The sequence below is a fragment of the Agrobacterium sp. ST15.13.013 genome (assembly GCF_027956525.1).
GTDB classification, from domain to species: Bacteria; Pseudomonadota; Alphaproteobacteria; order Rhizobiales; family Rhizobiaceae; genus Agrobacterium; species Agrobacterium salinitolerans.
In genome coordinates this window covers 199,560-225,903 of the sequence record NZ_JAQKGP010000003.1, presented here as the reverse complement: position 1 = coordinate 225,903, position 26,344 = coordinate 199,560, and the positions used below count along the sequence as shown (strand labels likewise).

The window sequence follows — 26,344 nt, the reverse complement described above, 5'->3', positions numbered from 1 at the left end:
CAAGCGCGGAAACACTCCAAATCTTGTTCTGTCGCATTTCCGGACGGAAAACCGGGCTCCACTTTTCCTTGAAATGCTTCAGGGCTCGTAGCGGTAGAAATGCATTTTCGTATCGCCGAAGATGCGGCTTTCCAGCGGTTTGAATACCGGATCGACCTTCACCGCCACATCGCCGCGCTCTTCGAGAATGGCAAGCGCGCCAGGTGTCAGCCAGCCGCCGCTGTGCGCTGCCGCGAAAGCCTTCTCACCATGGCCATGGCCATAGGGCGGGTCGGCGAAGAGAAGATCGAAGGGCTCTATATTGTTGACGCCGCCGAGCTTGGTGGCATCACGCCGCAGGATGCGGGCGCGGCCATGCAGACCCAGCGCATCGATATTTTCCCAGAGCAGCCCCCTGCCCTCCACGCCGTTTTCGACGAAGAGCGCCACACGACAGCCGCGCGAAAGCGCCTCCAGACCGACGGCGCCGGTTCCGGCGAAAACGTCCAGAACGCGCGTGCCGTCCAGACTTTCCGGATAGGCGTGACTCAGAATATTGAAGAGGCTTTCCCGCGTCCTGTCGATGGTCGGACGAATGGAATTCGATTTCGGCGCGGCCAATGTCCGGCCGCGGAACTCACCGCCTACGATCCGCATTACGTGTCATTCCCCTGCCTCCAGAAGGTTTGCCACCCGGGCCTTTGCCGCCCGGCTTGCCGCCGCCGGGACCGCCGGGGCCTTTGCTCTTGCCTGAGAAACCTGAACGTTCGCCCGATTTTCCGAAAGATGGTTTGCCGAAACCGGGTTTGCCGCCCGGCTTGCCGCCACGCGGCTTGTCGCCCGCCGGGCGCTCGCCGCGTGGGCGATCACCCTCTTCACGGGGCCTGTCGCGGAACGGACGGTCACCGAAGGGTTTTTCACCGCGGGCGGTGCGATCACCGAAACTCTTTTCGCCGCGTGGGCGGTCGCTGCGCGGACGATCACCCTCTTCACGCGGCTTGTCACGGAACGGCCGGTCGCCGAAAGGTTTGCCGCCGCGTGCCGGGCGGTCACCGAAGCTCTTTTCGCCGCGCGGGCGATCACCCTCTTCACGCGGCCTGTCGCGGAATGGCCGGTCGCCGAAAGGTTTGCCGCCGCGTGCCGGGCGGTCACCGAAGCTCTTTTCACCGCGCGGACGGTCGCCGCGTCCGCGACCACCTTCTTCTTCGCGGGGAGAATCCGAGCGGATCCACTCGCCCTCGGCATCCGCATGCCGCACGACGTTGCGGCGCGCCTCGTCCTGGGCGGAAGGCTTCTTGAAGAGGTTTTCGGCTTCCGCGCGGGCGGAAGACTTGCGCTCCTTGCCGTCACGGGTGGGCCTTGCACCGGGCGCCATCCAGACATTGGCCGTGCGGCTGGTGCCGGCGGGCTGGCGGGGGCGACGGTCGTCGCCCTCATCCTCGCTGCGGCCCTTGGCGGCAAATTTCCCGGCGGGCTTGGAACCGAACTTGCCAGCTGGCTTGTCGCCGCGCTTGGTATCCAGCCGTCCAAGCGCCTTTTCACGACGATCCTCGGACTTGCCGCTTTTTTCGAAACGTGGCTTGCCTTCCGGCGCATCGCTCTTTGCCCATTCGGATTTCACGGGCCGCTTCGGCGTGTCGTCTTCTTCATCCTCAACGGGCGCATTGTAGATCGGCGCGTCGAAATTGGCGCCGGCCTGTTCGATGAGACGCGGGCCCAGCTGGTCGCGCAGCATGCGGCCGCGCACTTCCAGCACCTTGCCTTCGGGCAGATCGCCGAGCTGGAACGGACCGTAGGAAACGCGGATCAGGCGGTTGACCTCGAGACCGAGCGCGCCGAGCACGTTCTTGATCTCGCGGTTCTTGCCTTCACGCAGGCCCATGCTGATCCAGACATTGTGGCCCTGGGTGCGGTCGAGCGTTGCGTCGATTGCGCCGTAGAGCACGCCGTCAACGGCAATGCCTTCCTTCAGCTTGTCGAGCGCTGCCTGATCGACCTCGCCATGGGCGCGCACGCGGTAGCGCCGCAGCCAGCCAGTGGTCGGCAGTTCCAGCACGCGGGAAAGACCGCCATCGTTGGTGAGCAACAGCAGGCCTTCGGTATTGATATCGAGACGGCCGATGGAGAGCACGCGCGGCAGTTCACCCGGCAGATTGTCGAAGACGGTCGGGCGGCCTTCCGGGTCGGAATTGGTCGTCACCAGACCGGCGGGCTTGTGGTAAAGCCACAGGCGCGTGCGCTCGGCGCCGCGAATAGGCATGCCGTCGACTTCGATCTTGTCGGACAGCGTGGCGTTCACCACCGGCGTATCCAGCTTGACGCCGTTCAGCGATACGCGGCCTTCCATGATCATGCGCTCGACATCGCGACGCGAGGCGACGCCTGCGCGCGCCATGATCTTGGAAATGCGCTCGGGCTTGGAGCCGCCAACGGTTTCCGGTGCCGGGGCGGCCTTTGCCTCGGTCGGTTTCTTTTCGCGCTCTGCGGCGGGCTTACCGGGGCCTTTCGGCTTCCTGTCGCGGCTAATTGTCTTGCCGCCGTCACGCTTCGGCTTGTCTTTAAAAGTCATTTGCTGTTTGCCTGTTGTTTGGGCTGTCCTATCAGGTCCAAGCACAAGGGTTAAGAGGAAATTGAATCGCAATGGCCGAAAGGACGCATTTCATGGAGCTGGCGCTTGTCGAAGCCCGTGCCGCGGCTGAGCGGCAGGAGGTTCCGATCGGCGCTGTACTGGTTCTGGACGGCCGCGTCATCGCCCGTTCCGGCAATCGCACCCGTGAATTGAACGATGTGACGGCGCACGCCGAAATCGCCGTGATCCGCATGGCCTGCGAGGCGCTGGAGCAGGAACGCCTGCCCGGCGCCGATCTCTACGTGACACTGGAGCCTTGCACCATGTGCGCGGCGGCGATTTCATTCGCCCGTATCCGCCGGCTTTATTACGGCGCGCAGGACCCCAAGGGCGGCGCAGTGGAGAGCGGCGTGCGTTTCTTCAGCCAGCCGACATGCCACCATGCACCGGATGTCTATTCGGGTCTGGCGGAAAGTGAAAGTGCGGAGATTCTGCGGCAATTTTTCAGAGAGAAACGCCTCGAGGATTGAGCGGCGAGCGGGAGAAACAAATTTCCCGCCAGCCATCAGTCATATTTTACTGAAAGGGGTTCCACCAGCTCTTGCCGGTGTTCGCCACGGCCGCTTCTTTCTTGCGGCGCTTTGCCTTCTTCTGCTCCGGCTCACCGAGATCGGTCAGCTGATCCTGCGGAAGGCTGCGATATTCGGCTGGCGGATCGGTCAGGAACTTGCGCTGGGCATTCACCACGGAGCCGCCCTGGGCGTCAGCCTTGGCCTTGCGGAAGGCTTCCCATTTCTGACTTTCGGTCATCTGGCCGGCGGTGCCGTTGCCGGCGAGCAGCGGCGAGCGGTAATGCGGGTTGTTCTTGTTGGCGTCCGCCTCATCGCGCAGACGTTCACGGGTTTCTTCCGGCGATTCGACCCATTGCGGATTGTTTTCGCGGTTCGCCATGTTCTGCTGCGGCGTGGTCAGCTGTTCGGCGCGGGCCTGGGCGGGAACGACGAGGCCCGGGCGGGGGCCGTATTTCAGGTTGCGCTTGCTCTGGTCACCGGTGATCGAGGTCGCGTTGCCGAGGTCGTCGACCAGCTGTTCGGCCGCCGTCTTGCCCGTACCGTAGGTCGGGCTGGTGCAGGCGCCCAGCAGCACGCCCATCGTCGTGACGCCAACAACCGTGCGAAACATGCCCAAACCCTGCGCACTACCCTGCCCAAAAGCCTTCATCATCTTCATTGAAACCCTTCCAGCCGTCCGTCCCACTTCGCCAGACATCGTCTTTCGGCAGGCGGCAGCCCGCATTGCCGTGCAAATCCGGCCATTTTCAGGCAGGTGTACCGGATGAAGAGGCAAAGCGCAATTCATCCGGTCATTTTCGTTACGAGAGTGCGGCTAGCTCACGCAAGGCCGCCGCATCGCGGGCCGAGACGTCGGGATACTCCGGATCGGACCCGACATCGGTGGTGATGCGCCAGGAGCGGGCGCATTTTGCACCTTCCGCCAGCTTCTGTTCGACCACGACCTTCGCCACTTCCGGCAAACGGAAGCCATCGGCCGGGCCTTCATCGCCCACCACCGAGATGGCGGAGGTGATGCAGATTTCGGCAAAATCCTGCCCCTGCAGCGCCGCCAGAAGATCGGCGTCGGCAATGTGGACGACAGGGGCAGCTTCCAGTGAAGAGCCGATACGCTTTTCACGGCGTTCCACTTCAAGCGCGCCAGTGACGACCGTGCGGACCTTGCGGATCTTCTCCCACTTCGCTTCAAGCGCATCGTTTTTCCATTCCGCCGGAATTTCCGGGAACTGGACGAGATGCACCGATTCCGCATCCGGATAACGCGACAGCCACGCTTCTTCCGTCGTGAAGGGCAGCATTGGCGCGAGCCACGAGACCAGGCAATCGAACAGCTTGGCGATGACGGACAGGGCCGCGCGGCGCTTCAGCGACGACGGCGCGTCGCAATAAAGCGTGTCCTTGCGGATATCGAAATAGAAGGCGGAAAGCTCGACATTGGCAAAGTCGATCAGCGCGCGGGTGATCTTCTTGAATTCGAAACCGTCGTAACCTTCGCGAACGACGCCATCCAGTTCGGACAGGCGATGCAGCACCAGCTTTTCCAGTTCCGGCAGATCGTCATAAGCGATCTCCTCGCCCTCGTAATGGGCGAGCGTGCCGAGCATCCAGCGGATGGTGTTGCGCAGCTTGCGATAGGCATCGACATTTGTCTGGATGATGGCCTTGCCGAGGCGCTGGTCTTCCCAGTAATCCGTGGTCATGACCCAAAGACGCAGGATGTCGGCGCCCGACTGGCTCATGACTTCCTGCGGGGCAACGACGTTGCCGAGCGATTTCGACTGCTTGCGCCCCTGCTCGTCCATGGTGAAACCATGGGTCACAACCGCGTTATAGGGCGCACGGCCACGCGTGGCGCAGCTTTCCAGCAGCGACGAATGGAACCAGCCGCGATGCTGGTCGGAGCCTTCAAGATAGACATCCGCCGGCCATTTCATGTCCGGGCGGTCTTCCAGCGTGAAGGTGTGGGTGCAGCCGCTGTCGAACCAGACGTCGAGGATGTCCATGACCTGCTGCCATCTGGCATGGTCGTGGTCATTGCCGAGGAAACGTTCCTTGGCGCCTTCGGCAAACCAGGCATCAGCGCCTTCGGCCTCGAAGGCCTCGAGAATGCGGGCGTTGACGGTTTCGTCGACCAGAACTTCACCCTTCTCATCGGCGAAAACGGCAATCGGCACGCCCCAGCTGCGCTGGCGCGACAGAACCCAGTCAGGCCGGCCTTCGATCATGGCGCGCAGGCGGTTCTGGCCGGAGGCCGGCACGAAACGCGTCTGGTCGATGGCGTCAAGCGAACGAGAGCGCAGCGTCGTGCCGTCGCCGAGTTCCTTGTCCATATAGACGAACCATTGCGGCGTGTTGCGGAAGATGACAGGCTTCTTGGAGCGCCAGCTGTGCGGATAGCTGTGCTTCAGGCGGCCGCGCGCAAACAGGTTATTGGCAGCGATCAGCGCCTTGATGACGCGCTCATTGGCATCGCCCTTCTTGCCGTTATCGTCCATGACACGGGCAGCACCGCCTTCGGCCGACGGGCCGAAACCGGGAGCGTCTTCGGTGTAGAAACCGGCGTCATCGACCGGGAACGGGATTTTGGTATCGATCCCGCGTGCTTCAAGGGTGCGGACGCTGTTCGTCCAGGCATCAAAGTCCTCGCGGCCATGGCTTGGTGCGGTGTGCACGAAGCCCGTACCGGCATCGTCCGTGACGTGATCGCCATCGAGAAGCGGAACCGGAAAGGTGTAGCCAAGCGACGCCAAAGGATGGGCACAGGTGATGGCGGCCAATTCTTCGCTTGTCACATCGCGAACGAACTTGAAGGTCAGCTTCGCCTTGGCCGCCGCCTCATCGGCAAGCTTCTTGGCGAAGATCAGCTTTTCACCCGGCTGCGGGCCGAAATCGTTCTGCGCGCTTTCGACTTCGAACAGGCCATATTCGACCCGCGAAGAGAACGCGATGGCGCGGTTGCCGGGGATGGTCCACGGCGTCGTTGTCCAGATGACGACGGAGACGCCGGAAAGTCCGGGAGCCGCATCCTTGACCGGGAACTTCACCCAGATCATGTCGCTCTCGACATCGTGGTATTCGACTTCCGCTTCCGCCAGCGCCGTGCGCTCGACCACCGACCACATGATCGGCTTGGAACCGCGATAAAGCTGACCACTCTTGGCGATCTTCAGCAACTCGCCGGCGATGCGGGCTTCGGCGTGGAAGTTCATCGTCGTATAGGGGTTTTCGAAGTCGCCCTCGATGCCGAGACGCTTGAACTCTTCCGACTGAACCTTGATCCAGCCGGCCGCGAAGTCACGGCATTCCTTGCGGAATTCGTTGACCGGAACCTCGTCCTTGTTCTTGCCCTTGGCGCGATAGGCTTCCTCGATCTTCCATTCGATCGGCAGGCCGTGGCAATCCCAGCCGGGCACGTAATTGGCGTCGTAACCGCGCATCTGGAACGAGCGGGTGATGACATCCTTCAGGATCTTGTTCAGCGCGTGGCCGATGTGGATGTTGCCGTTGGCATAGGGCGGGCCGTCATGCAGCACGAATTTTTCGCGGCCGGCGGCGGAGGCGCGCAGCTTTTTGTAGAGGCCCATTTCCTGCCAGCGCTTGACCGTTTCCGGTTCCTTCTGCGGCAGGCCGGCGCGCATCGGAAAATCCGTCTGCGGCAGATAGAGGGTGGAGGAGTAATCCAGTTTTTCTGCGGTGTCGCTCATAATCATACCGTTGTTGCGCGCCGTGTCGGTCGCGCCGTCTCAATTTCAAAGAGGGCAAATACGGAAAGCGCCATGACCAAAGTCATGACAAGCGCCAAAATCCCGGACCTTCCGGCTCGTCAGAGCGGGCGGAAGGCCGGGCCAATAATTCGGCCAATCTGAGTTTTAAACATCAACCGGTATTGGGACATGGCCGGTTGTTTATGCGGTTTTCCGGCAAAAAGGAAGAGAAAAGCGACGGCAATATCGACCGGAACAGGGGCTGACCGGCCTTACCCGGTCAGAACGCGATCCTGGCGTCCAGTTCGCTGAGCGGGCGCACGCCCGATAACATCGCCCTCGCCTCTTCTTCATCGCGCCTGATCTGGGCGACGAGCGGATCAAGACCGTCGAATTTCAATTCATCGCGCAGGTGCCCGAAGAAGGAGACCGAACAGACCTCGCCATAAAGATCGCCGGAAAAATCGAAGACGAATGTTTCGAGCAGCGCCGCACCGTCTTCGGTGACGGTCGGGCGGTAACCGAAGCTCGCCACGCCATCGCGGATCGAACCGTCCGGGCGGCGGAACCGCACGGCATAAATGCCGGCCTTCAGCTCCGTTTCCGGCGCCAGCGCCATGTTGGCGGTCGGATAACCCAGCGTGCGACCGAGCTTCTGGCCACCGATGACTTCGCTTTCCACCGTGAAGCGATAGCCGAGCAGGCCGGCGGCGCCCACCACATCGCCTTCGCACAGAAGCGAGCGGATGCGGCTGGAGGAGACGACATCCGCACCTTCGTCGCGGAAGGCATCCACCAGCGTCACGTCGAAACCGTGGCGTTTGCCGGCCGCCATCAGAAATGCCGGGCCGCCTTCGCGGCCCTTGCCGAAATGGAAATCGAATCCGGTGACAACAGCGCTGGCGTGAAGCCAGTCGACCAGAATAGACTGGACGAATTCCTCCGCCGAGCGCTGCGAAAATTCCCGGTCGAAGGGATATTCGATGACGGAGCGGAAACCGATGGCCTCGAGAATGCGCGCCTTCAGCGGCGCGGGCGTGAGGCGGAAGACCGGCGTATCGGGACGGAAGACGGAACGGGGATGCGGCTCGAAGGTCAAAACCAGCGCGGGCACGCCGCGGGCTTCCGCCAGTTCCAGGGCACGATCCAGCACAGCCCGGTGGCCGCGATGCACGCCGTCGAAATTGCCGATGGCGATGACGCCGCCGCGAAGGGCTTCCGGCAGCGGCTCCTTTTTTTCATTGCGGTGAAAGACGGTCATGGCAATCGATCCATTCCTGCGCCAGCTATTCCTTAGCCGAGACGGCTTCAAGCAAGACGGGGCATCCACCAGCCGGGAGCAGCACCCTGCCCCTTGAGATAGGCGTTGAGAAGCGCCTCGTCCGTCTGGCCGTTCAGCGTATATTCGGCGGCGTGAATGCCGCCGCTGATATAAAGAAGGTTTAGGCCGCTCGCAATCGCGCCCTTCACATCCGTCGGCATGCCGTCGCCGATGGCGAGCACGCGGTCCTTGGCGAAGGCGCCGCGCACTTCCTTGGCCGCCGCAAGGCAGGCCTCATAGATCGGCGCATGCGGTTTGCCGGCAATGCGGACTTCGCCGCCGAGCTGTTCGTAATAGGCCGCCATGGCGCCGGCGCAGGGAATGATGCGCTCGCCGCGCTCCACCACAAGATCGGGGTTGGCGCAGATCATCGGTGCATTGCGGGCGATGAAGCCCTTGAGCATTTCGGTATAATCTTCCGGCGTTTCCGTCTCGTCGTCGAAAAAGCCGGTGCAGACCACGGACTGCGCTTGTGCCTCGCCAACGACGTCAACATCAAGGCCTTCCAGCAGCGGCATGTCGCGCTCGGGGCCAAGCAGGAAGACCTTTTTCGGGCCTTCCGCAATCAGTCCGCGGGTCACGTCGCCAGAGGTGATGATCCGATCATAAGCCTCATCCGGCACGCCGAGAACGCGAAGCTGGGCGATGACGCCGGGAGCGGGGCGCGGCGAATTGGTGATGAGCACCACCGTCTTGCCGGCCTTGCGCGCTTCGTGCAGCGCAACTGCCGCATCCGGAAAGGCGCTGACGCCATTGTGCAGCACGCCCCAGACATCCGAAAGAATAACGTCGAACCCATCAGTGATTTCGCCGAGAGTGAGAATGCGATGGGCCATGAGATGCTTTCCGGATGCTAGAAAAGGGTGAGCGTCACATCGCAAAGCGGGACGCCAATGGCAAGGAAAAAAGCGCCGCCAGGGCGGTCTTTGACCCGCCTGACGCAGCATGAACACAAATACCCCCTAGATACGATGCGGCCGCAACCCGCGAAAAGAATGTCGTCGTAGCGCCTGCCCGCACATGGGAAATTTCTGTCATGGAACGCTGATAACCATAAGCCATGAAATTTTTCAGACAGGGCGTTCTTGACTCCGGCAGAAGCCCTCCTTATCTCGGTTCCGCTGGCACTCGATAAACGAGAGTGCTAACACCCATCAGGCGAGTGCAAAAACTCGCGCAGTCATTTGATCGAGGGATTAGACAATGACAAGCACCAACTTCCGCCCGCTTCACGATCGCGTCGTCGTTCGTCGCGTTGAGTCCGAAGAAAAGACCAAGGGCGGCATCATCATTCCCGATACCGCCAAGGAAAAGCCGCAGGAAGGCGAAATCGTCGCCGTCGGTTCCGGCGCACGCGATGAGTCCGGCAAGGTCGTCGCTCTCGACGTCAAGGCTGGCGACCGGGTTCTGTTCGGCAAGTGGTCGGGCACCGAAGTCAAGCTCAACGGCGAAGACCTTCTGATCATGAAGGAAGCCGACATCATGGGCATCATCGGCTGATTTCGGCCAACCCATCCTTCCTTAAATTTCAAGCCGGACCCCGTCCGGCCATTCGAAACCAGGAGTTTTGAACATGGCAGCCAAAGAAGTAAAATTCGGCCGCACAGCACGCGAAAAGATGCTCAAGGGCGTCGACATTCTTGCTGATGCAGTGAAGGTCACGCTCGGCCCGAAGGGTCGTAACGTCGTTATCGACAAGTCCTTCGGCGCTCCGCGCATCACCAAGGACGGCGTTTCCGTCGCCAAGGAAATCGAACTGGAAGACAAGTTCGAGAACATGGGCGCGCAGCTCGTTCGCGAAGTTGCCTCCAAGACCAACGACATTGCCGGTGACGGCACCACCACCGCGACCGTTCTGGCCCAGGCCATCGTTCGCGAAGGTTCCAAGGCAGTTGCTGCCGGCATGAACCCGATGGACCTGAAGCGCGGTATCGATCTGGCCGTCGCTGAAGTCGTCAAGGACCTTCAGGCCAAGGCCAAGAAGATCAACACGTCCGAAGAAGTTGCACAGGTCGGCACGATCTCTGCAAACGGCGAGCGTCAGATCGGCCTCGACATTGCTGAAGCAATGCAGAAGGTCGGCAACGAAGGCGTCATCACCGTTGAAGAAGCCAAGACCGCTGAAACCGAACTCGAAGTCGTCGAAGGCATGCAGTTCGACCGCGGCTACCTGTCGCCCTACTTCGTGACCAACCCGGAAAAGATGATTGCGGACCTCGAAGACGCATACATCCTCCTGCACGAAAAGAAGCTCTCGAACCTTCAGGCCATGCTGCCGGTTCTCGAAGCCGTCGTTCAGACCGGCAAGCCGCTCGTCATCATCGCTGAAGACGTCGAAGGCGAAGCTCTTGCAACGCTCGTCGTCAACAAGCTGCGTGGCGGCCTCAAGATCGCTGCTGTCAAGGCTCCTGGCTTCGGCGACCGCCGCAAGGCCATGCTGGAAGACATCGCCATCCTGACCGGTGGTACCGTCATCTCCGAAGACCTCGGCATCAAGCTCGAAAACGTTACTCTCGACATGCTCGGCAAGTCGAAGAAGGTTTCGATCTCCAAGGAAAACACCACCATCGTCGACGGCGCCGGCCAGAAGTCCGACATCGAAGGCCGTGTTGCCCAGATCAAGGCGCAGATCGAAGAAACCACTTCCGACTACGACCGCGAAAAGCTGCAGGAACGTCTTGCCAAGCTCGCTGGCGGCGTTGCCGTTATCCGCGTCGGCGGCTCGACGGAAGTCGAAGTGAAGGAAAAGAAGGACCGCATCGACGACGCTCTCAACGCGACGCGCGCTGCCGTTCAGGAAGGCATCGTACCGGGCGGCGGCGTTGCCCTGCTGCGTTCCTCCACGAAGATCACCGTCAAGGGTGAAAACGACGATCAGGAAGCTGGCGTCAACATCATCCGCCGCGCCCTGCAGGCTCTGGTTCGCCAGATCGCAGACAACGCGGGTGACGAAGCTTCGATCGTTGTTGGCAAGATCCTCGAGAAGAACGAAGACAACTACGGCTACAACGCCCAGACCGGCGAATATGGCGACCTGATCCAGCTCGGCATCGTTGACCCGGTCAAGGTTGTCCGCACGGCTCTGCAGAACGCAGCCTCGGTTGCTTCGCTGCTGATCACCACCGAAGCCATGATCGCCGAGCTTCCGAAGAAGGACGCTCCGATGCCGGCAATGCCGGGCGGCGGCATGGGCGGCATGGACTTCTAATCAGTCCTGTCACCGGAATTAAGAAAGGGCGGTCTTCGGATCGCCCTTTTTCTTTGCCGGTACCTAGGTGATTGACAGAAGGCGGCGCAGCTTAACGGCCTCATCCTTGGGCCGTCCCCAAGGATATAATCACATCCAATAAAATCAGTCGTTTGCAGGTTCTTGGGCCTCTCCCAAGAAGGACGTCGACGCTCTCGCGAGAGATGCCACATGGAATCAACAGGTTGCACAATTCTTAAGGCCGCAGGAGGAGAAGTTCGTGTATTGTCCCGTTTTGGAACAGGCGTGATTTTATCCGGCTATTTTTTGCAGCCCTATGCAATAATGGGGCACATTCACCAGCGAATCACCACCCCATACGGGGCCGACCTCAACTCGGACCGTCTTATAAGTGCGCTGTTTAGTTGTACTTTTTCGCATGCCTCACGATTTTGAAGAAGAAATACATAATATTTTTGATTTTCTCACTGAGTGGTTGTTGTAGGTAGTGGAAAATAAACTATAAGTCACCCCCCGTAAGGGTTCCGCGCCGAGGCGGCCACGCATTGAAGGGGTTTCGATGTATGGCAAATACGCTCGACTGCGGGTGGCGGTAAGGGTTCGACCTGGCAGTGGCGCTTGAAGCGGCGGTGCTGGCACGTGTTCATGCGGGGGGCGCGATTTGTTTGAAATATCAAGACGCAACGATGCTCTGCCTGCGGCGGTAACAACCACGCCCGATCCCCGGACCCTGTCGCATTTTTTCATGTCGGAGGAGTGGAGCAGCGATCTTTCGAGCGGCGTCATCCGGCTCGGCGAACATGCGTCATTTATGCACGGCCTGCCGCCGGGCGAGTGCGGATTGCTCAGCCTTGTCCGCTGTTACGACCGCGCAGACCACGCCCGCGTGCTGGAACTTTTCGAGCAGGTTTCCACCGCGCCCTCACGTTTCTGTTTTTCAACCGGCCTTTCCATCTTGCCGGCGATGCGGCAGCCGGTCATCTGCATGGGTGAATCTTCCGGCTTCGAAAACGGCCAGCAAGGGCGCATAACCGGACTTTTCCTGTTTCCGCGCTTTGAGGATATTCGCTTCGCCGCCTGAACATAATCCGGATAGACACCCGAGACCGTTCACAAAATGAAGACGATTTGTCTTCTATTGTTCATCTTTATGGGCGGATGATTTTCGGTCATTGATATCTCCAGACATTGCAGTTCAACCGGCGACACGCCGATTATTTACCGGAGATATCCATGTCCACCAGCCAGAACGTTCTCGTTCTCATCGCCCGTCTTCTGCTTTCCTTCATCTTCATCACCTCGGGCTTCAGCAAGCTCGTCGATCCGGCCGGCACGGCCGGCATGATCACCGGCGCCGGCCTGCCCGCCGCAACCGCGCTTGCCTATATTGCAGGCCTGTTCGAACTCGTCGCCGGCCTTGCCATTCTCGCTGGTTTCCAGACCAAGATCGCTGCCTGGGCGCTTGCCGTTTTCTGCATCTTCACCGGTCTGGTTTTCCACAGCGGCACCGTTGCCGTTCCTGGCTGGCCTGAGCCGGCTCTTGGCTGGATCAACACGCTGAACGGCATCATGATGGTCAAGAACATCACCCTTGCCGGCGCTTACATCCTGCTTGCCGCCTTCGGCGCTGGCGCCTATTCCGTCGACGCCAAGCGCGGCGCGGCTGTCGCCCACGCATAAGCGAAACCGATTACCAAAAAAAAGCCGCCGGATCGCTCCGGCGGCTTTTTTTACGTCATCAGACCGCAGCCCTGATGCGCGAGACGATTTCCTGAACCGCCGCATCGCCTTCATGGTCGGGCTTGCGGGCGCGCACGAAGCAGGCTTCCGAGCGGACGATGATGCCGTCCGAGAGGATTTTCAGGTGGTTGGCCCTGAGCGTCGAGCCGGTGGACGTGATATCGACGATGATATCCGCCTGCCCTGCCGCCGGCGCGCCCTCCGTTGCGCCAAGGCTTTCGACGATGCGATAAAGCTGAATGCCGTGCTGGCGCGAAAAGAACTGCTGCGTCAGCCGCCAATATTTGGTGGCGATCGCCAGTCTGCGGCCATGGCGGGCGCGGAATTCGGATGCCACATCGCCCAGATCGGCCATGCTGTCCACATCCAGCCAGATTTCCGGCACGGCGACGACGACATCGGCATGGCCAAAACCGAGGCGGGCGCAGAACTCCACCTGCGCATCGGCGTTGGTCAGCCCCTCGCGCACGAGGTCTTCCCCGGTCACGCCGAAATCCACCGTGCCGGCGCCAATCTCGCGGGCGATCTCAGAGGCTGAGAGATAGGCGATCTCGATATCGTCACGTCCTTCGATACGGCCGCGATAGGAGCGGTCGTTACCGACCGACGCGACCTTCAGCCCGGCGCGTTCCAGAACGGCGGACGCGTCTTCCTTCATCCGGCCCTTGGAGGGCAATGCGATGGTGATCATGGCTTGTCGCTCCCGCGCACCGTCTCGATGCGATCCAGCCAGAGCGAGAAGCCCACGGCCGGTATTTTTTCCTGTGCGCCGAGAAGCGTGAGCAGCCGGTCGTAACGGCCGCCGCCCGCCAGCACGCTGTCGCTGCCAGCCTCCACCACCTCGAAAACAAGGCCGGTATAATAATCGAGCGGGCGGCCAAAGGCAGCGCCATAGGTCACGGTTTCAAGATCGACACCGGCATTGGCAAGGGCCGCAACGCGTTTATCGAAAGCGGAAAGCGCGCCGTCCAGCTTCAGTTTGGCCTTGGCGGCAAAATCGCCAAGGACCTGCGAGGCCCGAGGCAAAGGCGCCTGCAAGGCGAGGAACTGTTTCAGCAACTCGAAACTCTCATCCGGCAGGCGCGTCGCCGCAAGCGCGAGCTTCTCCCGCAGACGGCGGGCAATTTCGAGCGGTGAGCGGCTGGCATTGGTGGAATAGCCGGTTTCCTGCATCACCGTGTCGAGATAATCGACCAGCACCGCCTCGTCGCCCGTCGCCAGAAGGCCGGCGACCCGCGCGTCGAGGCCGGTCATTGGCTTCGGATGCATAAGGCTTTCCAGCAGCGCGTCCAGCTGCGCCATATCGCCGAAAGCCTGCACCAGCCGCTTCTGCCAGCCAAGCGGCAGGCCAAGCGCTGCAACCACCGCCTCGAATACCTGCTGGTCGCCCAGCGTGACGGCGAGCGCCCGGCCCGGCAGCAGGCGCTGCAGAATGCCGGTGGCGTCGATGACAGCGCGGGCATCGGCGGCGGCGATATCGGTATCGCCGAGATCCTCGATGCCGGCCTGATAGAACTCGCTTGCACCTTCACGGCGCTGGCGGAAGACCTCACCCACATAGGAATAACGCTTCGGCGTACCGGTCGCCGTCTCGATATGGCGCAGGCAGACTGGGATGGTGAATTCGGGGCGCAGGCAGAGGCTTGTCCCCGTCTCGCTTTCCGTCATGAAGATACGGCGGCGCAAATCCTCGCCGGCCATATCCAGAAACGGTTCGGCGGGCTGGATGACGGGCGTGTTCACGCGGCTTGTGCGGCGCGCGGCGAATTCTTCCAGTAGCTCTCCGGCAAATTCCGGCATGTCGATCAGGGGCATGGAACGGTACTTTTCGTCACGGTTCGAGCGGCTGCATCATTTCGATGCGGTTTCCGAAGGGATCATGGACATAAAACCGGTGATACCCTTCCAGCGGCTCATCCTCAACCACATGGCAGCCTGCTGTTTCAAGTGTTTTTCGCAAGCTTGCCAGATCATCGACCAGAAGGGCCGGATGGGCTTTCTTCGCCGGGCGGAAATCCTGCTCGACGCCGAGATGCAGTTTTATCGGGCCGCAGGTGAACCAGCACCCGCCGCGTGCGGCCAGATTGGCGGGCTTTGCCTGCTCCGCAAAACCAAGCAGGCGGCCGTAAAACCGCCGCGCTTCTTCTTCGCAGCCCGCCGGCATTGCCAGTTGAACATGGTCGAGCGCAAGGATCGCCATGGCTTCAGCGCCCTTCGGCGGCGCGGCGAACGTCCTCTGCCTGATGCTCCAGAATCTCGCGAACCTTCGCCACCAGCTCGGCTTCCGGCACGCTGACCTGCGCCACCCGCGCCTCGCGCCAGCTGGCATTGTCCTCGATCTCGCCGGAAAGGCGCTTGCCTTCGATCAGATCCTTGATCTGCACCACGCCCTCGGCGCGCTCGTCACCGCCCTGAATGATGGCGATGGGGGAGCCGAGACGGTCGGCATATTTCAGCTGGTTGCCGAATTTCTTCCAGTTGCCCTGGTACATTTCGGCGCGGATGCCCTCGGCGCGCAGCGCCTGGGTAAAGCGTTGGTAACGGCCCATGCTCTCCACATCGCCATCCATGACCGTGACGAGCACCGGGGCGAGCGGCTTGACCTGTCCGAGCTTGCCGAGGTTCTTCAGCGCCGTCATCAGGCGTGAAACGCCGATGGAGATGCCAGTAGCCGGAACCGGCTGGCCCATGAAACGCGAAACGAGACCATCGTAACGACCGCCACCGCCGACCGAGCCGAACACTACCTTTTCGCCCTTTTCATTGGTGACGTCGAAAGTCAGCTCAGCCTCAAAGACCGAACCCGTATAATATTCGAGGCCTCGAACGACGGAGGGGTCGATCTTGATGCGTGTCGCATCATAACCGGCACTGGAGACCAGGGCGCCGATGGTGTTGAGTTCATCAACGCCTTCCTCGCCCTTCGCCGTACCCGCAACCAGTTTTGCAAGATCATCGGCACTATCGGCATAATTCGTGATACCGACGAAAAACAGAACCTTTTCGATCTGCTCGTCACCGAGGCCCGCACCCTTGGTGAAATCACCCGACTCATCCTTGCGGCCGGGACCGAGCAGCAGCTTCACGCCCTCCGGGCCGAACTTGTCGAGTTTGTCGATGGCGCGCAGCACGTTGAGACGACGACCGGCATTGTCCTCACCCCCGAGGCCGATCGCTTCCATGACGCCGTCGAGCACCTTGCGGTTGTTGACGCGGATGACATAGTCGCCGCGGCTGACGCCGAGCGCTTCCATCGTATCGGCCATCATCATGCACATTTCGGCATCGGCCTGCACGCCGGAGGCGCCCACCGTATCGGCATCGAACTGCATGAACTGCCGGAAGCGGCCGGGGCCTGGCTTTTCATTGCGGAAGACATAACCGGCGCGATAGGTGCGGTAAGGCAGCTGGATTTCGTTGAAATTCTCAGCGACATGACGGGCGAGCGGTGCGGTCAGGTCGTAGCGCAGGCTCATCCATTGGTCGTCGTCATCCTGTAGCGAAAACACGCCTTCGTTCGGACGGTCGCTATCGGGCAGGAATTTTCCGAGCGCATCGGTATATTCGAACAGAGGGGTCTCGATCGGATCGAAACCGTAAAGCTCGTAGACCTTGCGGATTTTCTCGATCATCTCATTGGTGGCATGGATATCGGCAGCAGAACGATCCACGAAGCCGCGCGGCAGGCGGGCTTTCAGTTTCTGAGGCTTTTTTGCTTTTTCGCTCATGATGCCGATCCGATATTTTCCTGAAATTATGCCGGTGTTAAAGCGCGCCGCGCTTTAATTTCTGTTTTTGCGCATGTCTTTATCCCAAAATAGCTGCGCACTTTTGGGAGACATGCTTTAGAGGATGAAGCCCGGTGCGGCAAGCCGCAAAGGCTGTGGTTCTGCTGGCCCCGCAAGGCAAGTGATGATATATGGGATACGTGTATCCCACTTCGGATCGTAAAGGACCTGCCCCCATGAGCAAACAGACGGCCATCCGCCTGCCTGATGAGACCTATGAGCGGCTGAAGGCCCTGTCTGAGCGCACGGGCCGCACATCCGCTTACTATATCCGCGAGGCGATCGAGAAGCATATCGAGGATATGGAAGACCTCTATCTTGCCGAAGAGGCGACGCGCCGCATTCAGAACGGTGAATCGAAGGTAATAAGCGCCGAGGAGTTCTGGCGTGATCTGGACAATTGAATATCACACGCTTGTCCAGAAAGAGATGCGCAAAATAAACCCGGAAGTGCGCCGGCGTATCCGCAGCTTTCTCCATGAAAGGCTGGCGGCGCTGGACGACCCGCGCCAAACCGGCGTGGCCCTACAGGGTTCCGAACTCGGAAACTACTGGCGTTACCGGGTGGGCGATTACCGCATCATCTGCGATATACAGGACCACAAGCTGGTCGTTCTGGTGGTCGAAATCGGCCATCGCCGTGAAATTTACCGTTAGGCATTCATGATCCTCGAAGCCCTGCAATATGCCGCTACCCGTGCGGTCACGCCGAAAGAATTCCGGCCGCATGTCCGCTATTCCGTCAACCTCTGGGCGCGCGCCAATCGGTGCGCGAAAGCCTGGGCGGAGCATGAGAACAACAGCCGGCAATTCGTGCTGCAAGCGGCGAGAAAGCTGAAGCAGCGACGGACGGCAGTCGTTCTGGGTTCCGGCCTGTTGCGGGATGTGCCCCACGATGCGCTGGTAGCGATGTTCGATACCGTCGTTCTGGTCGATCTGGTGCATCTTGCCAGCGTCCAGGCGAAGCTGCGGCTGAACGCCAAAAAGAATGTCCGCATCGCCAATCGCGATCTCTCCGGCTTCGATGATCTCCTGGCGGGCCGGACGGCGGAACCGCTCGATTTCCTGCGGCGAGTGCCCTATCTCGATTTCGTCGTCTCGGCCAACCTCCTGTCGCAGCTCGGCACGGGCGCGCAGCATCGGCTGGAGCGGGAGAAAATCGCGACTGTGCCGGACGATCTCCTGCCAAAGCTCATCCATACGCATGTCGATGCACTGGCCGGCCTGCCCTGCAAGGTCTGCCTTGTGACGGATACAGCCTTCGATGTCATCGGCAAGGATGGAAGCGTGCAGCAGCATGAAGACCTGCTGCATGGCATCGAGATTGCCGCGCCTGCTGCTGCATGGGACTGGCCACTAGCCCCCTTCGGGGAGGAAAGCAGGGATTATCGCATCGTGCATCATGTCATTGCGCGGGAAATGACGTGATCATCACGCGCCTTGCGCCTGCGGCCTACAACCCCGCAAGTCCCGCCTTATAATCCTCCGACGCCGCCCGGCTGAGACGCTCCAGCTCCATCGCAGCGCGGCTGGTATGGCGCTCCTTGTGGCGCAGCAGGGCAAAATTGCGTGCCGGCAGATCGATACCGGCGCGGACCAGCAGGCCCTGTCGCAGGAAAAGCGACGCGACGGAAGCGGAGACGGCGGTGGCCGCGCCGCCGGAGCGGGCAGCCATCACCACGGCCTCGTTGGATGGCAATTCCAGCATGACGGAGAGCTCACCCGGATCCACACCCATCTGCCGCACCGCCGCTTCAAAGGCGGAGCGCGTGCCGGAGCCCTGTTCGCGCAGAACCCAGGACGTGCCATGGAGCATGTCGAGCGCGGTAAGATACCGACCGTCGGCAAAGGGATGGGCCGAACCGGTGACGACCAGAAGCTTGTCCGAGACGACCGGCTGCACCATCAATGCCGGCTCGTCAATCCTGCCTTCGATGAACCCGACCTCCGCCAGTCCCTCCAGCACCGCCTGCGTGACAGTCTTGGTATTGCCAATATCCAGCCGGACCGTGACGCCGGGATAGAGTTTTTTGAACTGCATCAGGATGGGCGGCAGCCAGTAGCTGGCAATGGTCTGGCTGGCGCAGACGGTGATTTCGCCCCGCGTCAGCCCGCCCATTTCCGAGAGGATCAATTCGGCATTGCGCACACGCGCCAGCGTCGCCTTGGCCTCACCCAGAAAGGCCCGGCCGCTTTCGGTCAACTCGATGTTGCGGCCGACGCGATGGAACAGCTCGACATTATAAAAGGCCTCGAGATTCTTGATGGCGGAGCTGACGGCGGAAGCCGTGAGGCCAATGGCTTCGGCAGCGCGGGTCAGATGTTCGCGTTCGGCAACGGCGATGAAGATGCGGAGCTGTTCGAAGGTCATGGCGTTTCATTCGATTTTATCGAACGATATATGCCATATTATTTGATAGAATAAAACAGGCGACTGCGGCATTGTCTGCCCATGGCACACCATCGCACCCTCGCTCACCCCTTTCAGTTTTCTCTCCGCTGGCTCAGCCCGCTTCTGCCGGGCATTCTCATCTGCGCGGCGGTCAGCTGCGCGGCCATTCTGGCGGAGCGTTTTCAGGTACGGATTGCCGGCCACGCCTGGCTTGGCGATCTGGTGCTTGCCATCCTGATCGGCACGCTTTTGCGTTCGCTGGTGTCGCTGCCTTCAGTCGCTTCGGCGGGGATAAAGTTCAGTGCCAAGACGCTGCTTGAGATCGCCGTGGCGCTTCTCGGCGCATCCTTGAGCCTTTCCATTCTCAAAGGCGCTGGCGGCTTGCTGATCGGCGGCATCGCGCTGATCGTGGCGCTGTCGTTGGCTGTGAGCTACGCAGCCGGACGAATGCTGGGTCTACCGCCCAAACTCGCAACCCTTATCGCCTGCGGCAATTCCATCTGCGGCAATTCCGCCATTGCAGCTGCTGCGCCCGCCATCGGCGCCAAGCCTGAAGATGTCGCCGCCTCGATTGCTTTTACTGCCGTTCTCGGTGTCGCTGCCGTGCTTTTGATGCCGTTCCTGCCGCAGCTCCTCGGACTCGACGCCACCCAATACGGCATCTTCGCCGGGCTTACGGTCTATGCCGTGCCGCAGGTTCTGGCCGCCACCGCACCGCTAGGAGCCGTGGCCGTGCAGACGGGCACCATCGTCAAGCTCATCCGCGTGCTGATGCTAGGGCCTGTCATCGCCACTCTCTCCGTCATTCACGGCCAGTCCGGCAAGGGACGCCTGAAGCTGCAGCAGATGGTTCCGTGGTTCATCATCGGCTTCGTGCTGATGATCATGGCACGCTCCTTTGGCCTCATCCCCGAGGTCCTGCTTTCCCCCGTCGCCTCGCTCTCCAACATTCTCACGATCATGTCGATGGCGGCTCTGGGACTATCCGTCGATATTCGCAGCCTTCGCCATGCCGGTGGCAAGGTCATCATTGCCGCCAGCCTGTCGCTCGTGCTGCTGGGCGTTCTGAGTTTCGGCCTGATCATGCTGACCCAGGCCGCCTGAGCAAAAGGCGGGGCGTTATTTTCCGGTGCTGATCGTCAAGGTGTAGTGCGCGCCGAGCCCGCGGCGCGGCGATCCCAGGATCAGCGTCGGGCGGATCAGCCATTCCGTATCCGCCTTGGGCGTCAGGGTCGCCGTTTTCCCTTGGGAATCGCTGAAGAAGATCGCGTCCTCATCCGGCGTCGAAAAATCGAATATCGCCATCAGCACAAATTCGCTTGACGCGGCAAGTTCGATCTTCACCGTCTGCCCCGCCTTCACCTTCAGGCGATACACATCGCCACGCCCACGCCGCGTCCAGCCGTCCAGCGTCAGCGGTCCTTCCGGCGGCAGGGCTACTTCCCTCAGCCTTTCACCGTCATCGAGCCAGATGCCATCGACATTGCGGCTTTCCGCCAAGGATGGATGCGGCAAGGCAGCCACGGCCATGGTGAGCGCCAGAAGAAGGGAGGTTACCTTCATGGACGTACAAACTCCCGCCGCATGACCTCTATCGGCTGGCGGCAATGACAGCCTTCGATATGGTCGTTGACCATACCCATGGCCTGCATGAATGCATAGACGGTCGTCGGGCCGACAAAGGTCCAGCCCCGTTTCTTCAAATCCTTGGAAAGGCGGATGGAGGCGGCGCTGGTGGGATTGGCCCTTAACGTCGCATAGTCCAGCCTTTGCGGCCTTTCTGCGGCAGCGGGTTCGAAACCCCAGAAATAACGGGCGAGCGAACCGAATTCATCGCGCAGCGCCATGGCGCGGCGGGCATTGTTGATGGTCGAAACGATCTTGCCGCGATGGCGGATGATGCCCTTGTCGGCAAGGCAGCGCTCGATATCGGCGTCACCGAATTCCGCCACCTTTTCGAATTCGAAATTGGCGAAAGCGAGACGGAAAGCCTCGCGCTTGCGCAGAACGGTCAGCCAGGAAAGGCCGGACTGGAAACCTTCCAGGCAAATCTTCTCGAAAAGGCGGCGATCGTCGGTGACGGGATAACCCCATTCCTCGTCGTGGTAACGGCTGTAATCCGCAAGTCCCTGCTGCCAGAAACACCGCACCAGGCCATCCGCGCCCGTTTCAAGTCCCGCTTCATTCATTCCGCAATCACCCTTCTCACTCCAGCCCGCGACCGGTTCAGACCGCGCACTTACCACTCATTCACCACGTTTCAAAACCGGGTGCTAACCTTAAATACAGCTTTCCCTAATCAAGCGCTTTTTAATGAGCCGCCATTTACGATTCGCTGGCGTCGAGGTGCGAACCTGTCCGTCAAAGCGGGCGAACAGCCCCGCAAATCCATAGTTGCGACATCCCGCAGAGAGAGTCCACCCGATGACGATGAAGTCCGTTTTTCTGGCGCTGAGCCTCGTTTCCACCTTTGCCGTTCCGGCCGCCATGGCCAATGAGCGTTATCGCGAGCGTCCGCCCATTGTCGTCAGCCCCGATCTTTCCGCCCCCTGGGTCACCCAGCTCGGCGGTCGCGGCAATGTTCGCCCCGTGGTTTATCCGCGCGCCCCTGCCGCACGCCAGCCGTTCTTCCAGCGGCGTCAGGCCGTCATGCCGCAGCGCCCCAGCTCCGGCGTCACATCGCAGCGCCCGGCAAGGGTGCAGAATGCCGCAGCACGCCCCAACGCGCCGGTGCGCACCCAGATCGCACCGCAATTCCTGCCGCAGATCGTCACCTATACGACCAGTGAAAAACCCGGGACCATCGTCATCGATACGCCGAACCGTTTCCTTTATCTCGTTCTCGCCGATGGCAAGGCCCGGCGGTACGGCGTCGGTGTCGGCAAGCCCGGTTTCGAATGGGCAGGCACCCACAAGGTGACCCGCAAGGCGGAATGGCCGAGCTGGACCCCGCCGAAGGAAATGATCACCCGCGAGGCGAGGAAGGGACATTACCTGCCGGCCTTCATGGAAGGCGGCCCGGCGAACCCGATGGGCGCGCGCGCCATGTATCTCGGCTCGACGCTTTACCGCATCCACGGCACCAACCAACCCTGGACAATCGGCAGCAACAATTCCTCCGGCTGCATCCGCATGCGCAACGAGGACGTCACCGATCTCTATGAACGCGTGAATGTGGGCACCAAGGTCATAGTGATATGATGGCAACGGCACCGCTAATACGTAGGCTTATATTCGGCGTGGCGGCGCATCGCGCTTGAATTGACGTCCCGCAGCGGTACAATCGGCGCTAGATTGATTGAAGGAGACTTGGCGGGGGACGCCAGGCGCCGGACCTCTCTCACAAAGATGACGGAACGGCCTTGAAACGGGTGGTCAACTGACCGCCCGTTTTTCGTTTCTGTCATTCAAATGTTATAAAAAAACGGTTTGGTGAATTACTGATATCAATCTGGATTCACTTCATGCCGCGCCATACTTCATTTGTTTGCGCCCTGCTCTTCAGCGGCGTTTCCTTCTCTGCCGCAATCGCGGGCGAATTTGAAATTTCCGGTTATGGCGGCTGGCAAAGCGCGCCGCACAGCGATGTGACGGTTTCCGACGGGCCTGATTTCCGGGCCGGGTGGGAAGGCAAGTCGTTTTCCAATCCACCCTATTGGGGCGTGCGCGGCACCTACTGGTTCGATGAGGGCCAGCTCAGGAATTTCGGCATCTCGCTCGATTTCACCCATGACAAGGTCTATGCCGACGACGAGACGCTTGCCCGTTCCGGCTGGTCGCATTTCGAATTCACCGACGGCCTGAACCTTTTGACGCTGAATGCGCTCTATCGCTTCCCGCTGGAATCCCTGCCGATCACCCCTTATGTGGGTGCCGGCGTCGGCATCAACGTGCCGCATGTGGAAGTGTACCGCCCGTCAGGCAGGACCTTCGAATACCAGTTCGGCGGCGCAACCCTGCAGGCGCAGGCCGGCCTCAGCTACCGCATCACCGACAACTGGTCGACCTTCGTGGAATATAAGGGCACCTATTCCTTCGTCGACGTCGATATCGACAATGGCGGCTCGTTGAAGACCGATATCATCACCAATGCGGTGAATTTCGGCGTGGCGTATAAGTTCTAGCTCTCTTCCGTCATTCATGTGCTTGTCACAGGAATCCAGCCGACGCGCGTCTGCGCGGCGGGGAGAGTCCTTCAAGCCCAAAGACTTGGGCTGGCTGGATCCCTGTGACAAGCACAGGGATGAGGAGAGAACAAAGAAAACCCTCACGACCCAATCTTTGCGGCACACGTCATGGCGCGCTGGATCACTGCCTTATCGGCACACGGCGTTCTAAACCGAAAGCCTCGCCGGTTTCGGCCCGCCATAGGCCCAGTCCAGCAGCTCCACCGTGTGCAGGATCGGCATATCCGTGCCGGTTCCGATCTGCGTGATGCAGCCGATATTGCCTGTCGCGATGACATCCGCCCGTGTGGCCTCGATGTTCTTCACCTTGCGCGCCTTCAGCGTGGCGGAAATCTCCGGCTGCAGAATGTTGTAGGTTCCGGCCGAGCCGCAGCAGAGATGCCCTTCCGCCGGATCGCGCACGGTGAAACCCGCCGCCTTCAGCAATTGTTTTGGGGCGAGCGTTATTTTCTGGCCGTGCTGCATGGAGCAGGCGGAATGATAGGCCACCGTCAGACCCTGATTCTGCTTTTGCGGCAGATCGAGGGTGGCGAGATATTCGGTGATGTCCTTCGCCAAAGCCGAGACCCGTGCGGCTTTTTCGGCATAGGCCGGATCGAGCCGCAGCATATGGCCGTAATCCTTGATGGTGGTGCCGCAGCCGGAAGCGGTGATGATGATGGCGTCGAGACCGCCGCTTTCCATCTCGCGCGTCCAGACGTCAACGTTGCGCCTTGCGGAGGTGAGCGCCTCTTCCTCGCGCCCCATATGATGCACGAGAGAACCGCAGCAGCCCTCCCCCTTCGGCACCACGACCTCAATGCCGAGCCGCGCCAGCAGGCGCAACGTCGCCTCGTTGATGCCGGGATCGAGCACCGGCTGGGCGCAGCCGGTGAGGATTGCCACGCGTCCACGTTTCTCGCCTTCGGCCGGCCGCTCTCCCGGACGGGTCGATGCGGAGGCCGCGGGCACGGCGACGGGGGCGAGAGCGAGCATGGATTGCAGCGGCTTCAGCGCCGGAACCTTGGCAAGCAGACTGGAGAAAGGCCGCGCCAGCCGGGCCAGATGCAGGGCCAGCCGGAAACGGGCTGGATGGGGCAGGACGGCAACCAGAAGATTACGGATCAGCCGATCCCTGAAGGGGCGCTTGTATGTCTGTTCGATATGGGCGCGAGCATGATCGACCAGATGCATGTAATCCACGCCGGAGGGACAGGTGGTGGTGCAGGCAAGGCAGGAAAGACAGCGGTCGATATGGGTGACGACCTCGCGGTCGGCCGGGCGACTGTTTTCCAGCATGTCCTTGATGAGGTAGATGCGGCCGCGCGGACTGTCCAGCTCGTTGCCGAGCGTGACATAGGTGGGACAGGTGGCGGTGCAGAAGCCGCAATGCACACATTTGCGCAGGATTTTTTCGGATTCCGCCACATGCGGATCGGCCAGTTGTTCTGATGTGAATGATGTTTGCATGGTTCAGACGGCCCCTTCCATCGTTACGGCCATCTTGCCGGGATTGAAGATGCCCGCCGGATCGAGCTTCTCCCTGATACGCGCAGAAAGCAGCGCTTCCGCCGCCGGGCGCGGTTCGAAGGCAGCGACCGTGGCGCGCGCCGCATCGCTTGCCCTCACCAAAGTCGCGTGGCCGCCGCCAAGCGCCCGGATCGCGCCCCGCAGCAAATCCGCCTCGGGGTCCGCCTCCATCTGCATCCAGACAAGGCCGCCCTGCCAGTCGTAAAAGGCGTCTATGCCCGCCTCCATGCGCAGCGCCGCAACAAGCTGATGCCCCACCGAAGGCGCGACCGATACTTTCCACAAGGGCTTCGCCGCCCGCCCGGCATAGGGTGCGACATCGCGCACCTGACGCCACAAAAGCCTGCTCTCCTCGGCCTCCAGCAGCGCCCACGGCCCGACCCGGTCCATGACGGAAAGGAGTTTGGCCGTGCGCGCCTCCACCGAAGCCGCAAGGCCTTCCAGACGCAGAATGGTCGCCGGGCCGTCCGGCAATCCGCCATCGATGAAACGGGAACGAACGCTTTCCGGCAGATGCGCCGCGCCGGAAACCTCGACGCTCATCGCCATCGCCGCCGCCATGATGCGCGTCGCCGCTTCATCGTCGAGACCGGAAACGACGACGGTTTTTTCCACCGGCGGTTTCGGCAGCACGCGGAATGTGACTTCGGTGAGGAAACCGAGCGTGCCGAAAGACCCAGCCAGGAATTTCGAAAGATCAAGCCCGGTGACATTCTTCATCACCCGGCCGCCGGCCTTGATGACCTCACCGCTGCCATTGACGAAACGGATACCCAGCAGGCTGTCGCGGGCCGCACCGGCCACATAACGGCGCGGGCCGGAAACATTGGCGGCGAAGACGCCACCAATGGTCGGCTCACCTTCGGTGCCCATGATCGGGCGGTGATCCATCGGCTCGAAGGCCACCATCTGGCGGTTTTCAGCGAGAGCCGCTTCGACGGTGGCGAGCGGGGTGCCGGCCTTGACGGTCATGACCATTTCGGCGGGCAGGTAGGAGACGATGCCGTTCATCGCGCGGGAGGAGAGTGCTTCATCTGCCGTGACAGCATTGCCGAAACCGGAGCGGGTGTTGCCGCCGATGATTTTCAGTGCGGATTTTCGCGCGGCGTGGTCGCGGATGATGTCGGCGACCTGGGTTTCTGCATAGGGGGTCAGCATGGGGCGGCGGGCTCCGGGCATGGGACAGCGACGTTTGCGCGAGGGGCACCCCCCTCTGCCCTGCCGGGCATCTCCCCCTCAAGGGGGGAGATCGATATGCCGCACTCGCTCGTTCCATGGGCGGTGTGTTCTCCGCTTGCCGATCTCCCCCCTTGAGGGGGAGATGCCCGGCAGGGCAGAGGGGGGTAAGCCACACTCTCCAACGTCAAAAATCCCA

The 26,344-nt window shown here is 61.1% G+C and carries 26 protein-coding genes; 11 read left to right on the top strand and 15 right to left on the bottom strand.

Translation table 11 applies throughout. The features are described from left to right. Nucleotides 1-78: 78 nt before the first annotated feature. Together rsmD and PL597_RS04725 are read right to left on the bottom strand one after the other, a co-directional pair. Nucleotides 79-636: a 16S rRNA (guanine(966)-N(2))-methyltransferase RsmD gene (gene rsmD, locus PL597_RS04730; RefSeq protein ID WP_137409836.1), complete on the bottom strand. Its 558-nt coding sequence runs from the start codon at nt 634-636 to the stop codon at nt 79-81. Next, nucleotides 617-2,548, bottom strand: a complete 1,932-nt coding sequence (locus PL597_RS04725; protein WP_271364677.1) for a pseudouridine synthase — start codon at nt 2,546-2,548, stop codon at nt 617-619. Before PL597_RS04725 ends, rsmD begins: the two co-directional genes overlap by 20 nt. A 71-nt stretch (nt 2,549-2,619) precedes the next feature. Here PL597_RS04725 and PL597_RS04720 point away from each other — a divergent pair, with 71 nt between their 5' ends. Further along, on the top strand, nt 2,620-3,078 hold the full coding sequence (locus PL597_RS04720) for a nucleoside deaminase (RefSeq protein ID WP_077982867.1): 459 nt from the start codon (nt 2,620-2,622) through the stop codon (nt 3,076-3,078). A gap of 46 nt (nt 3,079-3,124) precedes the next feature. On the opposite strand, the gene PL597_RS04715 is transcribed toward PL597_RS04720, so the two are convergent. The 4 genes from PL597_RS04715 to PL597_RS04700 all read right to left on the bottom strand — a co-directional run bounded on the left by PL597_RS04715 (nt 3,125) and on the right by PL597_RS04700 (nt 8,981). Further along, nucleotides 3,125-3,778: a hypothetical protein gene (locus PL597_RS04715; RefSeq protein ID WP_271364676.1), complete on the bottom strand. Its 654-nt coding sequence runs from the start codon at nt 3,776-3,778 to the stop codon at nt 3,125-3,127. A gap of 142 nt (nt 3,779-3,920) precedes the next feature. Further along, a complete protein-coding gene (gene ileS / locus PL597_RS04710) occupies nt 3,921-6,824 on the bottom strand; it encodes an isoleucine--tRNA ligase (RefSeq protein ID WP_271364675.1) in 2,904 nt (967 codons plus the stop codon). 280 nt (nt 6,825-7,104) lie between these two features. Beyond that, on the bottom strand, nt 7,105-8,085 hold the full coding sequence (locus PL597_RS04705; RefSeq protein WP_269823295.1) for a bifunctional riboflavin kinase/FAD synthetase: 981 nt from the start codon (nt 8,083-8,085) through the stop codon (nt 7,105-7,107). Nucleotides 8,086-8,132: 47 nt separating this feature from the next. After that, nucleotides 8,133-8,981, bottom strand: coding sequence for a TIGR01459 family HAD-type hydrolase (locus PL597_RS04700; protein ID WP_269823296.1), 849 nt, complete (start codon nt 8,979-8,981; stop codon nt 8,133-8,135). A 367-nt stretch (nt 8,982-9,348) separates the two neighbouring features. Here PL597_RS04700 and groES point away from each other — a divergent pair, with 367 nt between their 5' ends. The 4 genes from groES to PL597_RS04680 all read left to right on the top strand — a co-directional run bounded on the left by groES (nt 9,349) and on the right by PL597_RS04680 (nt 13,033). Further along, nucleotides 9,349-9,645: a co-chaperone GroES gene (groES, locus tag PL597_RS04695; protein WP_077982871.1), complete on the top strand. Its 297-nt coding sequence runs from the start codon at nt 9,349-9,351 to the stop codon at nt 9,643-9,645. Between the two features lie 73 nt (nt 9,646-9,718). After that, a complete protein-coding gene (groL, locus tag PL597_RS04690; RefSeq protein WP_077982872.1) occupies nt 9,719-11,353 on the top strand; it encodes a chaperonin GroEL in 1,635 nt (544 codons plus the stop codon). Nucleotides 11,354-12,014: 661 nt separating this feature from the next. After that, a complete protein-coding gene (locus tag PL597_RS04685; protein WP_271364674.1) occupies nt 12,015-12,434 on the top strand; it encodes a hypothetical protein in 420 nt (139 codons plus the stop codon). A 152-nt stretch (nt 12,435-12,586) separates the two neighbouring features. Next, on the top strand, nt 12,587-13,033 hold the full coding sequence (locus PL597_RS04680; protein WP_142912818.1) for a DoxX family protein: 447 nt from the start codon (nt 12,587-12,589) through the stop codon (nt 13,031-13,033). A 58-nt stretch (nt 13,034-13,091) separates the two neighbouring features. On the opposite strand, the gene hisG is transcribed toward PL597_RS04680, so the two are convergent. The 4 genes from hisG to hisS are packed head-to-tail and all read right to left on the bottom strand — an operon-like array spanning nt 13,092 to nt 16,821. Further along, a complete protein-coding gene (gene hisG / locus PL597_RS04675; protein WP_271364673.1) occupies nt 13,092-13,784 on the bottom strand; it encodes an ATP phosphoribosyltransferase in 693 nt (230 codons plus the stop codon). Further along, nucleotides 13,781-14,908, bottom strand: coding sequence for an ATP phosphoribosyltransferase regulatory subunit (locus PL597_RS04670; RefSeq protein ID WP_271364672.1), 1,128 nt, complete (start codon nt 14,906-14,908; stop codon nt 13,781-13,783). The genes hisG and PL597_RS04670 overlap by 4 nt, the downstream gene beginning before the upstream one ends. Before the next feature lie 16 nt (nt 14,909-14,924). Next, on the bottom strand, nt 14,925-15,293 hold the full coding sequence (locus tag PL597_RS04665; protein ID WP_269823298.1) for a VOC family protein: 369 nt from the start codon (nt 15,291-15,293) through the stop codon (nt 14,925-14,927). Between the two features lie 4 nt (nt 15,294-15,297). Beyond that, nucleotides 15,298-16,821: a histidine--tRNA ligase gene (hisS, locus tag PL597_RS04660; RefSeq protein WP_137409827.1), complete on the bottom strand. Its 1,524-nt coding sequence runs from the start codon at nt 16,819-16,821 to the stop codon at nt 15,298-15,300. Between the two features lie 236 nt (nt 16,822-17,057). Between hisS and relB the strand changes: the two genes are divergently transcribed. Genes relB through PL597_RS04645 form a run of 3 tightly spaced genes read left to right on the top strand, consistent with a single transcriptional unit; the run spans nt 17,058 to nt 18,309 of the window. Further along, nucleotides 17,058-17,285, top strand: a complete 228-nt coding sequence (relB, locus tag PL597_RS04655; RefSeq protein ID WP_077983309.1) for a type II toxin-antitoxin system RelB family antitoxin — start codon at nt 17,058-17,060, stop codon at nt 17,283-17,285. Then, nucleotides 17,269-17,538, top strand: a complete 270-nt coding sequence (locus PL597_RS04650; protein WP_077983311.1) for a type II toxin-antitoxin system RelE family toxin — start codon at nt 17,269-17,271, stop codon at nt 17,536-17,538. Before relB ends, PL597_RS04650 begins: the two co-directional genes overlap by 17 nt. 6 nt (nt 17,539-17,544) lie before the next feature. Next, nucleotides 17,545-18,309, top strand: a complete 765-nt coding sequence (locus PL597_RS04645; protein WP_142912815.1) for a hypothetical protein — start codon at nt 17,545-17,547, stop codon at nt 18,307-18,309. 25 nt (nt 18,310-18,334) lie between these two features. Here the strand turns inward: PL597_RS04645 and PL597_RS04640 are convergent, their stop codons facing one another. Further along, nucleotides 18,335-19,252, bottom strand: a complete 918-nt coding sequence (locus PL597_RS04640) for a LysR family transcriptional regulator (RefSeq protein WP_271364671.1) — start codon at nt 19,250-19,252, stop codon at nt 18,335-18,337. 81 nt (nt 19,253-19,333) lie between these two features. Here PL597_RS04640 and PL597_RS04635 point away from each other — a divergent pair, with 81 nt between their 5' ends. Next, nucleotides 19,334-20,377: a YeiH family protein gene (locus tag PL597_RS04635; RefSeq protein WP_089153242.1), complete on the top strand. Its 1,044-nt coding sequence runs from the start codon at nt 19,334-19,336 to the stop codon at nt 20,375-20,377. Nucleotides 20,378-20,392: 15 nt separating this feature from the next. Here the strand turns inward: PL597_RS04635 and PL597_RS04630 are convergent, their stop codons facing one another. Then, nucleotides 20,393-20,836, bottom strand: a complete 444-nt coding sequence (locus tag PL597_RS04630) for a hypothetical protein (RefSeq protein WP_271364670.1) — start codon at nt 20,834-20,836, stop codon at nt 20,393-20,395. Further along, complete coding sequence (locus PL597_RS04625) at nt 20,833-21,462, bottom strand: DNA-3-methyladenine glycosylase I (protein ID WP_271364669.1); 630 nt, start codon at nt 21,460-21,462, stop codon at nt 20,833-20,835. Before PL597_RS04625 ends, PL597_RS04630 begins: the two co-directional genes overlap by 4 nt. 235 nt (nt 21,463-21,697) lie before the next feature. On the opposite strand from PL597_RS04625, the gene PL597_RS04620 reads away from it, so the two are divergent. Continuing rightward, the gene (locus PL597_RS04620; RefSeq protein ID WP_269826031.1) at nt 21,698-22,474 is read left to right on the top strand and encodes a L,D-transpeptidase; all 777 of its coding nucleotides are present in this window, start codon (nt 21,698-21,700) and stop codon (nt 22,472-22,474) included. Between the two features lie 263 nt (nt 22,475-22,737). Then, nucleotides 22,738-23,397 (top strand): outer membrane beta-barrel protein, encoded by a 660-nt coding sequence (locus PL597_RS04615; protein ID WP_149146854.1) that lies wholly within the window; start codon nt 22,738-22,740, stop codon nt 23,395-23,397. 210 nt (nt 23,398-23,607) lie between these two features. On the opposite strand, the gene glcF is transcribed toward PL597_RS04615, so the two are convergent. Then, on the bottom strand, nt 23,608-24,909 hold the full coding sequence (gene glcF / locus PL597_RS04610) for a glycolate oxidase subunit GlcF (RefSeq protein ID WP_271364668.1): 1,302 nt from the start codon (nt 24,907-24,909) through the stop codon (nt 23,608-23,610). 3 nt (nt 24,910-24,912) lie between these two features. Continuing rightward, on the bottom strand, nt 24,913-26,127 hold the full coding sequence (gene glcE, locus PL597_RS04605; protein WP_142912810.1) for a glycolate oxidase subunit GlcE: 1,215 nt from the start codon (nt 26,125-26,127) through the stop codon (nt 24,913-24,915). Nucleotides 26,128-26,344 lie beyond the last annotated feature (217 nt).

Coding starts and splice junctions, on each gene's coding strand:
- PL597_RS04725 (WP_271364677.1), bottom strand. CDS start 2,548: ATGACTTTTAAAGACAAGCCGAAGCGTGACGGCGGCAAGACAATTAGC.
- relB (WP_077983309.1), top strand. CDS start 17,058: ATGAGCAAACAGACGGCCATCCGCCTGCCTGATGAGACCTATGAGCGG.
- PL597_RS04700 (WP_269823296.1), bottom strand. CDS start 8,981: ATGGCCCATCGCATTCTCACTCTCGGCGAAATCACTGATGGGTTCGAC.
- rsmD (WP_137409836.1), bottom strand. CDS start 636: ATGCGGATCGTAGGCGGTGAGTTCCGCGGCCGGACATTGGCCGCGCCG.
- groES (WP_077982871.1), top strand. CDS start 9,349: ATGACAAGCACCAACTTCCGCCCGCTTCACGATCGCGTCGTCGTTCGT.
- PL597_RS04645 (WP_142912815.1), top strand. CDS start 17,545: ATGATCCTCGAAGCCCTGCAATATGCCGCTACCCGTGCGGTCACGCCG.
- PL597_RS04630 (WP_271364670.1), bottom strand. CDS start 20,836: ATGAAGGTAACCTCCCTTCTTCTGGCGCTCACCATGGCCGTGGCTGCC.
- PL597_RS04715 (WP_271364676.1), bottom strand. CDS start 3,778: ATGAAGATGATGAAGGCTTTTGGGCAGGGTAGTGCGCAGGGTTTGGGC.
- PL597_RS04680 (WP_142912818.1), top strand. CDS start 12,587: ATGTCCACCAGCCAGAACGTTCTCGTTCTCATCGCCCGTCTTCTGCTT.
- PL597_RS04640 (WP_271364671.1), bottom strand. CDS start 19,252: ATGACCTTCGAACAGCTCCGCATCTTCATCGCCGTTGCCGAACGCGAA.
- PL597_RS04670 (WP_271364672.1), bottom strand. CDS start 14,908: ATGCCCCTGATCGACATGCCGGAATTTGCCGGAGAGCTACTGGAAGAA.
- hisG (WP_271364673.1), bottom strand. CDS start 13,784: ATGATCACCATCGCATTGCCCTCCAAGGGCCGGATGAAGGAAGACGCG.
- PL597_RS04720 (WP_077982867.1), top strand. CDS start 2,620: ATGGCCGAAAGGACGCATTTCATGGAGCTGGCGCTTGTCGAAGCCCGT.
- PL597_RS04665 (WP_269823298.1), bottom strand. CDS start 15,293: ATGGCGATCCTTGCGCTCGACCATGTTCAACTGGCAATGCCGGCGGGC.
- PL597_RS04705 (WP_269823295.1), bottom strand. CDS start 8,085: ATGACCGTCTTTCACCGCAATGAAAAAAAGGAGCCGCTGCCGGAAGCC.
- hisS (WP_137409827.1), bottom strand. CDS start 16,821: ATGAGCGAAAAAGCAAAAAAGCCTCAGAAACTGAAAGCCCGCCTGCCG.
- PL597_RS04620 (WP_269826031.1), top strand. CDS start 21,698: ATGACGATGAAGTCCGTTTTTCTGGCGCTGAGCCTCGTTTCCACCTTT.
- glcE (WP_142912810.1), bottom strand. CDS start 26,127: ATGCTGACCCCCTATGCAGAAACCCAGGTCGCCGACATCATCCGCGAC.
- ileS (WP_271364675.1), bottom strand. CDS start 6,824: ATGAGCGACACCGCAGAAAAACTGGATTACTCCTCCACCCTCTATCTG.
- groL (WP_077982872.1), top strand. CDS start 9,719: ATGGCAGCCAAAGAAGTAAAATTCGGCCGCACAGCACGCGAAAAGATG.
- PL597_RS04625 (WP_271364669.1), bottom strand. CDS start 21,462: ATGAATGAAGCGGGACTTGAAACGGGCGCGGATGGCCTGGTGCGGTGT.
- PL597_RS04615 (WP_149146854.1), top strand. CDS start 22,738: ATGCCGCGCCATACTTCATTTGTTTGCGCCCTGCTCTTCAGCGGCGTT.
- glcF (WP_271364668.1), bottom strand. CDS start 24,909: ATGCAAACATCATTCACATCAGAACAACTGGCCGATCCGCATGTGGCG.
- PL597_RS04635 (WP_089153242.1), top strand. CDS start 19,334: ATGGCACACCATCGCACCCTCGCTCACCCCTTTCAGTTTTCTCTCCGC.